The organism is Trichocoleus sp. Lan (assembly GCF_039961855.1).
Taxonomy (GTDB): domain Bacteria; phylum Cyanobacteriota; class Cyanobacteriia; order Cyanobacteriales; family FACHB-T130; genus FACHB-T130.
Genome location: NZ_JAMPKA010000042.1, coordinates 26,701 through 38,741, shown reverse-complemented (window position 1 = coordinate 38,741; position 12,041 = coordinate 26,701). Strand labels below are relative to the sequence as shown.

General features: G+C 44.6%; 6 protein-coding genes and 2 pseudogenes. 3 read left to right on the top strand and 5 right to left on the bottom strand.

The window, feature by feature from the left end:
* Positions 1-136: 136 nt before the first annotated feature.
* Positions 137-2,115 (bottom strand): annotated as a pseudogene (locus NDA03_RS25595) (Eco57I restriction-modification methylase domain-containing protein).
* Between the two features lie 425 nt (positions 2,116-2,540).
* Between NDA03_RS25595 and NDA03_RS25590 the strand changes: the two are divergent.
* Positions 2,541-3,719 (top strand): MFS transporter, encoded by a 1,179-nt coding sequence (locus NDA03_RS25590; protein ID WP_348239529.1) that lies wholly within the window; start codon positions 2,541-2,543, stop codon positions 3,717-3,719.
* 280 nt (positions 3,720-3,999) lie between these two features.
* Here the strand turns inward: NDA03_RS25590 and NDA03_RS25585 are convergent, their stop codons facing one another.
* From NDA03_RS25585 to NDA03_RS25575, 3 genes and pseudogenes are all read right to left on the bottom strand, one after another.
* Complete coding sequence (locus tag NDA03_RS25585; RefSeq protein WP_348239528.1) at positions 4,000-5,316, bottom strand: response regulator; 1,317 nt, start codon at positions 5,314-5,316, stop codon at positions 4,000-4,002.
* A gap of 58 nt (positions 5,317-5,374) precedes the next feature.
* Positions 5,375-6,562 (bottom strand): ATP-binding protein, encoded by a 1,188-nt coding sequence (locus tag NDA03_RS25580; RefSeq protein WP_348239530.1) that lies wholly within the window; start codon positions 6,560-6,562, stop codon positions 5,375-5,377.
* Positions 6,563-6,628: 66 nt separating this feature from the next.
* Positions 6,629-7,767, bottom strand: a pseudogene (locus NDA03_RS25575) (MASE1 domain-containing protein); the annotation flags it as partial.
* A 568-nt stretch (positions 7,768-8,335) separates the two neighbouring features.
* On the opposite strand from NDA03_RS25575, the gene leuA reads away from it, so the two are divergent.
* Positions 8,336-10,036 carry a 2-isopropylmalate synthase gene (gene leuA / locus NDA03_RS25570; RefSeq protein WP_348239527.1) on the top strand — a complete coding sequence of 567 codons (1,701 nt, stop codon included), beginning with the start codon at positions 8,336-8,338 and terminating at the stop codon, positions 10,034-10,036.
* 339 nt (positions 10,037-10,375) lie between these two features.
* The gene (gene nudC, locus NDA03_RS25565) at positions 10,376-11,194 is read left to right on the top strand and encodes an NAD(+) diphosphatase (protein ID WP_348239526.1); all 819 of its coding nucleotides are present in this window, start codon (positions 10,376-10,378) and stop codon (positions 11,192-11,194) included.
* A 114-nt stretch (positions 11,195-11,308) separates the two neighbouring features.
* Here nudC and NDA03_RS25560 read toward each other — a convergent pair whose 3' ends face one another.
* On the bottom strand, positions 11,309-11,905 hold the full coding sequence (locus NDA03_RS25560; protein WP_348239525.1) for a Uma2 family endonuclease: 597 nt from the start codon (positions 11,903-11,905) through the stop codon (positions 11,309-11,311).
* Between the last annotated feature and the right edge of the window lie 136 nt (positions 11,906-12,041).

Sequence of the window (12,041 nt, the reverse complement as noted above, 5' to 3'; positions counted from 1 at the left end):
AGCTTCTCACTTCTGGAAATAGGGATTGATACCATTGGCAGTAATCATCCACAAATTTCACGGTGGCTTGGGCTGGACGTGGTTCTGTCATAGGTAAATTCTGGCTTTGAACCCGTTTTAGCCTATTATCCTCTCCCTAAAGTGACAAAAGAGCGCTAGACTGCAATAGATTTGTGACTGAAACAGCATAGTTTCGACGGGCTTCTTCCCATTGCTCAGATCCACAGGCTTTAAGAAGTGACAATGCTTGTTGATGAAGTTGATAACACCATTTGGGGCTGTTAATTGGTCGATCAGGTCGATCTGGATTCTCAACAACTATCCCCATCTGCACAAACTGGTGCATTGTCTGCCGTCGAACTGTTTCGCGTGTATTTGGTGCATATTGTTTTCCGTAGTAATCACGGAACCAATCCATCATTTCTGTAATTCCGCGTCTTGGTGTTGTCGCTTGATTCCAAGATGTTTCAGGCCGAATGTCTGCTAATGCAAGTAAGCAAAGTGCTGATCGTTCGTTCTGCTGCTCTCTGGGAGCAGAAATATCTTTGAGAATTGCAAGTGCTTCCTCAATGCGTTTACCAGCCTGAACTGCATTTATTGCTTCGCTCATAATTGACAGAGTTTTGTGTACAACCGTATCAAGTTGCTCTTGATCAAAGTGAGAATCACTAATTTGTTTTCCAAGTCGCATTAGATCATCTTTGCAAGGATATTTAATTTTACGCAAATCCGTTGCGTTGACTTGTGTGTGTCCACTGAACTGCCGGAAGTAACTGTCAAATAAAGTTGAATTGAGGAATGCAGATAATCCTCGTGCAAGGTCGGGATTCATTCCCTTACCTCTAGCATGGTAGTAATTAAGATGATTCTCTATGCCTAGTGCTGGCGCATTTACGGGAGGACACACAGCAGCAACAATACGACGCTTTTCCTCTTTAGCAGAAAAACGCTTTGTTAAAACGTACCAACCCGATTGAACTAACCATTTTCCTGCTTCTTGGTTTTGTTCAATTGCGATCGACTTGCGAGGATTGTTGGGTGGAAATAAAACTTTCCCTGCTTTCATAGCTTCTGGGTAAAGTAGTGGAACACTTTGCTCATCCAAGTAATTTCTCAAAGCTGATCTGAGACGAAAATCAACAACTGGGCCTGTTGAAATTTCCAACCCAATTTCATCCAAAGTGGATGGAAATTTATCCATTTGCACTTTTAAAGCATCTTCAAGAGGGTTTGTGACAATATGAATAAAGCTTTCCGAGTCATTTGTTTCAACAACTTGGTTATAAGGAATGACTCGTAATTCTAAAAAATCATTTGCATTGGTTCCAGAATACTACTTATTTCTACATGATTAGGCTTTTCCCCGGACTTTAAAGCATGAAAGATGATATTTTCTTGCAATACGCCATCCTCGCAAAAGGCGGTCGAGCGGCTCTCAAAAACATGAATTTTTTTAAGTTTGATTTTTTCAAGAAAAGCTTTACGGAAAGGACGATAATAAGCACCATTACAGAAACTTCTAGGCGTAATTGCAACTATCTCTCCGTTCTCGGCAAGCTGTAATACAGTAAGCCAAACAAACGCACTATATAAATTTACAGTTTCAAACCCAAAGTTTGAAAGAGTTTTATTTTCAATTGATTGCTTGTTAATTTTCTTATAAGGTGGATTCAGAATCGCGTGAGTAAAACGAATAGAGGACTTACTAAAAAGCGGCAAATTTATTTCAGTAAAGGACTTTATAAAGCTTTCTTCATGTAAACAGTAATTTGCTTGAATCCCTCTGCTTTCTAAAGCTACACAACACTTTATGAGGCATTCTTTCAAAGATGATAAAAAAGTTGATTCAACTTCATATGCTGTTATGAAACAGCTCTCAACCTTGTTAGGATTTGCCAATAGTCGCTCTACAAAGGCAGCCGTTAATGCCCCAACTCCGGCTCCGGGATCTAGAAGGTTGACGTGACCGGATAGACTGCTAAATTGTCTCGCCATAAAACGAGCAACCGGAGCAGGAGTCATAAACTGTCCCAATTCACTACGCTGCTTCAAATTCAGCTTTGAAGAGAAATGAATCCTGGCGATGTCAGCTGAGTCTGTAAGGAACGTCGTCATGCTCTCAATTTAGGGATCGATATGAAGACATACCATATATTTATCTTGTAGTACACCTAACTCGTGATTTGGCAGCTCCTGTCTAATTCTCCAAATTGGGATGTTGTATAGATTCTGGCCATATAGCATTCCAACCGCCTGGACAGTATATGTGTGTTGTTACAAATTTTGAGTCTTATTCAACTCGTAAAAAAGACAATCTCTTCTGGTATGCCTACAATAGGCTACAGACGTATTTGCAAGCCCTTTTCTTTGCCCTTAGCTTCTATGATTTTTCCTCCCTGGTAAGCTTCTAGAATCCAATCCAACCAGCGATTCGCCTTACAACTAAGGCGGAGAGTTTGTTCGTGGATTCCCCCTCCGATCGCCAACGCCGTGAAGATGTTGCGCTGGTGTTCAATTTTTGAGGATGGGAGAATTTCACGATGTCATTGGATGGTAAAAACAAAACGACCAGGACTGTCATTTTGTTAACGATGATCTTCCTGGTGATTGAATTATTAGACGAACTGGTGGATGGAGTCCGGGGTGCTGCTTATCCGTTGATTCACAATGACTTGCATCTTTCCTATGTGCAAGTGGGGCTGTTGCTGACGATACCTAATACGATCAGCAGTTTGATAGAGCCAATTTTGGGAATCTGGGGAGATATTGGTCAGCGACGGCAATTGATTTTGGGGGGAGGTGTTGGGTTTGCGATCGCATTACTCCTCATCTCTCTTAGCGATAACTTTTCGTGGTTATTAGTCGCCTTTGTGCTGTTTTATCCGGCATCTGGTGCCTTTGTCAGTCTTTCCCAGGCGACACTGATGGACATGGAACCGACGCGCCACGAACAAAACATGGCACGGTGGGCATTGGCGGGTTCGCTTGGCAATGTCCTTGGACCTTTGGCTTTAGCGGGTGCGATCGCATTCCATCAAAGTTGGCGGAGTGTGTTTTTACTATTGGCGGTACTGACGGTATTACTTGTAGGAATGTTGTGGCAGTATCCAATCGCAACTCCAACGGCATCCGCTGATGTTGATCAACCCACGCACAGCTTTAAAGATGGCATCCGTTATGCCATCCAAAGCTTAAAACGAGGTAACGTGTTGCGTTGGTTAACGTTGTTGCAATTTTCCGATTTAATGCTGGATGTTTTGAGTGGCTTTTTGGCACTGTATTTCGTTGATGTCGTGGGTGTAAACAACACACAAGCGAGTTTCGCTCTCACAGCCTGGTTGGGGTTTGGCTTATTGGGAGATTTTCTCCTGATTCCCTTACTCGAACGAGTGCAAGGACTTGCTTATTTGAAGGTTAGCGCTATCCTTGTTTTGTGTCTTTATCCAGCTTTTTTGCTTGTACCCAATATCAATCTCAAGCTGGTCATTCTTTGCTTTCTGGGCCTCCTTAATTCCGGATGGTACTCTATTCTCCAGGGGCAATTGTACACAGCGATGCCGGGGCAGAGCGGAACCGTCATGACGCTCAACAACCTGGCAGGTTTTGTGGGGGGGTTAGCTCCGTTTGCACTGGGTTTGGTTGCTCAACAGTATGGTTTGCAGCCGACGATGTGGATATTACTTGCAGCACCCATTGCCTTACTAATTGCGCTTTTTTAAATCCTTTACCACTGGCAGGCGTTGCATCCATTTCGCACTCTTGCCACTGGTAAAGAATAGGATTGTACCAACGGGCGTGTATTTGCAATTTAGGGGATGTTCCCGTTACCCACAGCTCAACTGGTTAACACGATCGTTGATCGGGCGATCGCTATCCAAGAACTACAAGCTGCTCTCAAAATTATTGCCACCTTACAGCAGCAGTTTCACTAATAATTTTACAGTCAAAACTAGAGCTGATTGAGGGATTGATTCATCTAATCTAGTTTTAAAGACTAGATTACACAATCGGAAGCGTTACCACAAACTCTGTGCCTCGTCCCCATTCAGAATTGACTTCGAGCGTTCCTCCGTGCTTTTCAACAATAATTTGATGAGCAATCGTTAATCCTAAACCTGTTCCTTTTCCAACAGGTTTAGTCGTGAATAGATGGTCAAAAATGCGTTGCTTGATATCTTTCGTCATCCCCATGCCATTATCTGCAATTCGGACTGCAACCTGATGTTCGTTCTTCATTTCAGTTTTAACAATAATATGGTTGGGATTTTCTTTAATCGCTTCATAGGTGTGACCCAAGTTCGCTTCTTCCACTGCGTCGATTGCATTTGCCAAAATATTCATAAATACCTGATTGAGTTGTCCTAAATAACACTCAACTTTAGGAATTTCACCATAATTTTTAATGATTTGAATTGCTGGACGATAATTCTGAGCTTTCAAACGATGTTGCAAAATCATCAAGGTACTCTCAAGTCCCTCATGGATGTCAACTGATACCTTGTAATCTACATCAGCACGGGAGAATGTTCTAAGGGATGTACTAATGTTGCGAATTCTATCGATTCCTGTATGCATAGATAAGAACATTTTTGGTAAATCTTCTAGAAGATATTCAAGATCAATCTCTTCCGCTTTTTGTTCAATTTCTATGCCAGGATTTGGAAACTTGGCTTGATAAAGACGTATATAATCAACCGCATCTTTAACAGCAAGACTCGCTTGCTCTAAATTGCCATAAATACAACCAACTGGATTATTAATCTCATGAGCAATGCCAGAAACTAACTGACCAATTGTAGACAGTTTTTCATTTTGAATTAATTGCAATTGTGTTTTTTTTAGTTCTTGTAACGTGCAGGTTAGTTCGGCTGTGCGTTTTTGAACAATTTCCTCAAGTTCTTGCTTTTGTTGTTCAAGTTCTAAGCTCAAACGGCGAATTTTTAAATGGGTTTGAATCCGAGCAAGTGCTTCTTCATGACGGAAGGGTTTTGTAATATAATCTACTGCTCCTAAATGTAATCCCTTCACTTTGTCTGTGGTATCTGTCAGCGCCGTCATGAAAATTACTGGAATGTTTTTTGTAGACGGATCGAGCTGCAATTTACGGCAGGTTTCAAACCCATCAATTCCTGGCATCTGGACATCTAGCAAAATCAAGTCTGGCGGATAGTTCTTAGCTTGCTCAATTCCACTAAAACCATCCATTTCTACCAAAACTTCATAGCCAGATGAACCCAAAGCGTTATATAATAATTCTAGATTAGTTGGATTATCATCAACTACTAAAATGATTTCGCGATCGAAATTAAATAACATTTTATAACTGCTCCTTTGTTGACTATTGGTTTATTCATGAAGATGAAATATGGGGCAATTAACCCACAGTTTCTTGAAGAAATTTGCGAATTTTGTGAATATTAAATTCTTTCACTAACAAACTTAATTTGTTGGCAAACGGCTGATAACTTTCATCTAGTTGGGCAAGTCTTTCCAGTTCTTGTTGGATGCCTTTGATTTGTCCTCGCTTGGCATATTCCAGCAGGCTCGACAGTTCAGATAGGGGTGGCACAGCGAGTTCGGTTGGGGTTGCATTTGCGAAGGGCGTTGCGATCGCACGTTCAATAGGTTTTGCATCGGCATAGATCCAGTCCAGGTGCAGATGTTTTGCCAAGAGTCGATATAGTTCCTCGACTTGCACGGGTTTAGCCAGAAAATCGTTGCCGCCTGCGGCAAGGCTTTTACGGCGATCGGCATCATACACGCTTGCCGATGACACAAGGACTGGCAAATCTTTTAACGTTTCTGACTGGCGCAGCAGCGCGAGCAAATCCCAACCATTCAGGGTAGGCATGATTAGGTCAGTAATGATTAAATCTGGTTGAACTTGATGCGCCTTCTCCAACCCTTCCCGTCCGTTGCTGGCTTCAATAACGGTGAATCCCAACGGTTGCAGCAAGTTAACCATGACCGAGCGATTTTCCCATCGATCGTCCACAATCAAAATGCTTTTGCGATCGCCCGAATAACCAGAAATTCGCCCCCTGGAAATGTTGCTTACTATTGAGTTCGTCGAGAAAGCACACTCGATCTCAAACTCAAAGGTACTACCGACCTTCGGTAAGCTCTTAACGTAGATGTCCCCTCCCATGAGTTCGACAATTTTTTTGGCGATCGCAAGTCCCAATCCAGTCCCCTCCGCTTGTCGCTTGGTATCGCCAACCTGCTCGAAGGGGAGAAAAATTTGCTCTAGTTGTTCGGGTAACATCCCAATACCCGTGTCTTCAACCGCAAAGCGAAGCTTCGCGAACGCTGGTTGCTGCGGATTTTCAGTCACCTCCACTCGGAATGTCACGCTACCGGCGTCGGTGAATTTAATCGCATTGCCCAAGAGGTTCAGCAGCACTTGTCGCAAGCGTTTCTCGTCAGTTGCGATCGCTATGGGCAAATTATCGGGTGGCTGATAAATGAACTGAATGCCTTTTTGCTCGGCGCGAATGCGGCAAATTTCCTCGACTCCTTGCAGGAAGCCAGGTAGATGTAAATCGCTCAAATGCAGTTCCATCTTACGCGCTTCGATTTTAGAGAGATCGAGTACGTCTTCGATCAGCGTTAGCAAATGAGAGCCGCAATTATAGATAATGTCGATGCCGTGTTGTTGCTGTTCGGTAAGATTGGGGGCAGCAGAAAGAACTTGAGCATACCCCAGAACACCATTAAGGGGAGTGCGTAGTTCGTGGCTCATGTTGGCAAGAAATTCACTTTTCGCTTGGTTGGCAACTTCGGCAGAATTTTTCGCCTCATTGAGTTCAGTCGTCCGTTCTTCAACTCGTTGCTCTAATTCATCATTCGCTTGCCGAAGTTTTCTTTCTGCCTTGCGGTTTTCATTCGTCACCGCAGAGATGACAAATGTGGTGATAGCAATGACACAAATAAACGATTGCAGCAGGATCAGCGATTCGTTGGGAGTGGCTTGTTTGGCGAACGAGCCGAAGCCGCGAACGGTTCCAAAAACTGCGATCGCTGACACAATTAGCACGAGTAGCGTTGATACCCGCGCTTCAAACCGAAATGCCGCCCAAATCAGGGGGGGGATTACCATGTATTCGATTGGGTATCCTCCCGAAAAGGCAATAAGGCAATATGATCGAGCGCGATTACCCAGACCAATACAAATATAAATTCGAGAATTTGTTGCTTGTCAAATTTTCTGAAACGTTCAGATTTTTGCAACCATGCTAGTAATAGAGGTGTGACAACCAAAATTCCCGTGGTGTCTGATGCCAACCAGGTTCGACACACTTCTGCAAATGCTGTCCAGGGCGCAATCCCACTGGTGCAAAGCGTGACGGCAGCCAAGAGGGAACTAATCAGGGGGGTGGGGATGGTCAGGATGATAAATTTAAAAACATCTTGCGATCGCTCTAAAAAATTGTGGCGTTTGATATAACGATTAATTAAAAAAGTCCCGCTAAATGGAGTGAGCAGGTTGACAGCGGGAATAATCAGACTGATTAAAAGATTGTTTGGGAAAAAAAGAATATGACTAACAATGAAATCACTCACAAATAAAATAGGCCAGACGCGATAGCCTAGTAGCAGCATCGCTGCCAAAAAGACACCGAGTGAAGGCCAAAATACGGAGGCACCATTTACAAAGGTCGTGGATAATCCTACGTATCCTAAATAGAGGTGAACAATCGGAATTACCAGCGCTGCTGTCAAAAAAGTGCGATCGAGTTTAACCGGGAATTTCTGCGTTATCGACATCGGCTGCATTTCCTGTCTCCGCGCACAGAGCATAAGAGCAGCAAACTTCTAGGAAGGCTGCTACCCTTATAGTTCCCAAATTGAATTTGAAGTTAACAGCGGGTGAGATTGAGTTGATGCCCGTGCGATCGCAAGTTGATTGGCGTTATGTTACTAAAGTATGTCCATCTGAATATTGACCCCTGTAAGGTCTAGGGCTAATATGTCCATAGTTCATTGTCTCAATCTCATGCTTCCACGGCAGCAATCTCTACACCACTCCACTAGCCAACTACTAGGGCTAGGGCTGCTGCTGCGCCTTGGGCGCAAATAATTTTTTACCACTTAAACCAAGTTTTTCCCTTTCAAGCCTAAACCTCCTTGCCTACGCGGGCAAGTGCGGCATTGCCATTCATTCACCAATTTTTTTGGAGATTTTTATGCGACTTCATACAGCACTTGAGATGTTACTGCGACTGTTGATGGGTTGTCAGGATTGGTCTGCGTCGCAACCTGACAACTCTTGGTTTAACTCGATTGCGATCGCCACAACATCTCACAAACACCAAAAATATAGGAACCATCGATCGTGTTGAAGCATCCCGCAACCAAATATCATTCATTTGCGCCAATTAACTTACCAGATCGCACTTGGCCCTCGAAAACCATTACCAATCCTCCCATTTGGCTCAGTACCGATTTGCGCGATGGCAACCAGGCACTAATCGAGCCGATGCACGTTGAACGCAAGTTACGTCTGTTTAAGCTTTTAGTCGAGATTGGGTTTCAAGAAATCGAAGTTGCATTTCCCTCCGCTTCACAAACTGACTTTGATTTCGTCCGCCGCCTAATCGAGCAGCAATTAATACCCGATAACGTCACAATTCAGGTTTTAACCCCTGCCCGCGAACATCTAATTCGTCGTAGCTTTGAAGCATTGCAAGGTGCAAAACGAGCGATCGTGCATCTTTACAACGCCACCTCTCCAGTCTTCCGCCGCACTGTCTTTAATCTCGATCGCGCGGGCACTATCGAGATGGCAACATCCGCAGCGCAACTGATGAACGAACTTGCCGCAGCGCAACCGGAGACTGATTGGTATTTCCAATACTCGCCGGAAACCTTTACGGCGACTGAACTGGATTTTGCTAAAGATATTTGCGATGCCGTTCTGGATGTTTGGCAACCCACACCGCAGCACATGGCAATTATCAATTTGCCTGCAACCGTTGAAGTTGCAACGCCTAATATATTCGCAGATCAAGTTGAGTGGATGCATCGTAACTTGGCGCGACGGGATAGCGTAATTTTGTGCGTCCATCCCCACAACGATCGCGGCTGTGGCGTTGCAGCAGCAGAACTGGCGCAGATGGCAGGTGCGGATCGCGTGGAAGGCTGTCTATTTGGCAATGGCGAACGCACTGGAAATGTGGATTTGGTGACGCTGGCGCTGAACCTCTACACCCAAGGTATCCATCCCGGTTTGGATTTTTCTGATATCAACATGGTGGCTAGAACGGTGGAGGATTGCACGCAATTGCCAATTCATCCCCGCCATCCGTATGTTGGGGATTTGGTATTTACTGCCTTCTCTGGCTCCCACCAAGATGCGATCAAGAAAGGCTTGGCGGTACAGAAATCGGATGCACTTTGGGAAGTTCCGTATCTACCACTCGATCCAACCGATGTAGGACGCAGCTACGAATCTGTGATTCGGGTGAATAGCCAATCGGGTAAGGGTGGCATTACCTTCTTGCTGGAACGGGATTACAGCCTTGTATTGCCTCGGAGGTTGCAAATCGAGTTTAGCCAAGTGGTGCAAAAGGCAATGGATGCTTCCGGGCAGGAAATGTCTGCAACGGATCTGTGGAAGCTATTCGAGCAAGAGTATTTGCACGCAGTATCCCCGTTTAAGTACCTCTCTCACCACTTGTCGGAAACAGACGGCGATGAACAAGCGATCGCAGTATCGCTAGAGATGAACGGGAAACGCATCGCTCTAACCGGAAAAGGCAACGGCCCTATTGATGCATTCCTAAAGGCGCTAAATCTTGGCATTCGCATCGATCGTTACGACGAACACTCACTCAGTCAGGGTAGCAATGCGTCTGCGATCGCTTATGTTGAGGTGGCTGGCGATCGCTTCCCAGGTTCTTTCTACGGCGTTGGTATCCATTCCAATATTGTCACGGCATCATTACTCGCTGTTCTGGGTGCGGTTAACCGTGCTTGGCAGCAATTTGATTCAGAAACTCAAATCCAGGTATTACAAAGCTTTGAGTCGGTTTAAGCCTGATTTTTGAGTAAGAGCGATCGCCGATCCACTTCAATATATGTCAGAAGGTGTATAGCAAAATTATGTCCTTAGCAACATGATGTAAGTGTGAGGAGTGAAAGTTATAGCGAAAAGCCCTTGGAGTCGAAACACGGAAAGACGCCCTTGGGCTTTTTAGCGTTTCTTGGCTAAAACTTGCCCCGCTCGACTACGAATTACACATCGTATTATCGAAAACTGGGTATAAAGTTCCGCCCTTATTGGGCGGCTTTTTGTATGATGCTGTAGGCGATCGCAATGATACGATGAAGGCGACTGCCTCCGGCAGGCTACGCGATCGCACTCTACTCGGATATGTATCGAACCTTCATCCCCGGCATTGCTCCACCTCCAGTACAATCTGAACCTGCGTGGTGGTTCGCCTTTGTCGGGAATCAGCTGTTGGTTCGACGGGAAGGGACACTCAGCACAATTCCCACCCTCATCAGTTTGGCAGAGATTGGCTTGGTGCCCGTGCGATCGCAATTTCTCGGCACCTTAGACGAGAAACCTTGTTACTCGGCGGAACTAGCGAAAGATGCGGTGATAGCTGATGGCATGACTTTGCAAGGACTGCGCGAATTGTACGGCACCTTAGATGAAGACTTGTATGCGCTCAGCAGTCGTGCGATTCAGATTATGGAATGGGATCGCACCCATCAGTATTGCGGACAGTGTGCGGCTCCGACAACCCAATTACCCAACGAACGTGCCAAGCGTTGTCTTAAGTGTGGATTAGTCAATTATCCTCGCCTGTCGCCTGCGGTGATTGTACTCATCTCCCGTGGTGAAGAGATATTATTGGCTCGTGCTTCTCGGTTTCCAGCCGGAATGTACGGTTTGATTGCTGGATTTGTCGAACCGGGAGAATCACTCGAAGAAACAATCGTGCGCGAAGTCCGAGAGGAAGTTGGGATAGAAGTCAAGGATATTCGCTATTTCGGTTCGCAACCTTGGCCTTTTCCCAACTCGCTGATGATTGGATTCACTGCTATCTATGCGAGTGGTGATATCGTCATCGACCCACAAGAATTGGAGGGTGCTGCCTGGTTTAGTAAAGACAACCTACCGCTGATTCCTCCTAAACTGAGCATCGCTCGAAAACTTCTCGACTGTTTTGTTTCTACTGATTAAGCAATTCGAGTCTGTAATAAAAGAAGCGATCGCACTGTTCATTCTCTACATCCAGAGCGTGCGATCGCTATTGTCAAAAATAAAACATTGAAATAAGTTTAGCAATAATTAACTTCAGGTGCTTACTTCTCCTGACTCAAACTCAACCTTGTCATATATATCTGCAAGCGTTATTTGGAATGAAAGGGAATTTAGAGATACTAATTCATTGGCATCGTCATACTCAGTAAATGTCCAGCGTTTTTGCTCAGTTTTGAAGTATTGCTCAATGTGCATGGTGTATTGGTCAATTAAGAGATATTCTTGAAAACTGGGAATGGTACGATAAGCGGTAAATTTTGCGTCTTTGTCATAGCTTCTAGTAGATGCTGACAACACTTCAGCAATCATTAACGGGTTAGTAATGGTGTCTCGCCGTCCTTCTTGTAATTGCAATTCACCCTGAACTACCATGACATCAGGATAAGTATAGATGCGTTTTCTAGGAATCCAGAGACGCTGATCGGTGACGAATACTCGATAAGGTTGACGCTTGAGCGCAAAATTCAACGCACCGCTTAGGTTAAGCGCAATTTGATTGTGATTAGGGGTTCCGCCAGTCATCAGGGCAATTTCACCATTGATATATTCATGCCGTTCTTCTGAGTTAACCTCAAACTCAAGATATTCTTCATCTGTGTAAACTTTTTTATCTTCAGCTTGCATAATCATTTGATTTCAACCCCCAAGGTTTCAATTGCCCATTCCACTCCTGTTCTAGCAACTTCTCGCAGGAGAACAATAGTAAAGTACTGCTGCAAAGTAGATCGTAGTATTGACTCATGCTTGTCTGACTCTAGAGGGCATG

Excerpts from the sequence above, each read along its gene's own strand:
- NDA03_RS25590 (WP_348239529.1), top strand. The coding sequence starts at position 2,541 with ATGTCATTGGATGGTAAAAACAAAACGACCAGGACTGTCATTTTGTTA.
- NDA03_RS25585 (WP_348239528.1), bottom strand. The coding sequence starts at position 5,316 with ATGTTATTTAATTTCGATCGCGAAATCATTTTAGTAGTTGATGATAAT.
- NDA03_RS25580 (WP_348239530.1), bottom strand. The coding sequence starts at position 6,562 with ATGGAACTGCATTTGAGCGATTTACATCTACCTGGCTTCCTGCAAGGA.
- nudC (WP_348239526.1), top strand. The coding sequence starts at position 10,376 with ATGTATCGAACCTTCATCCCCGGCATTGCTCCACCTCCAGTACAATCT.
- NDA03_RS25560 (WP_348239525.1), bottom strand. The coding sequence starts at position 11,905 with ATGATTATGCAAGCTGAAGATAAAAAAGTTTACACAGATGAAGAATAT.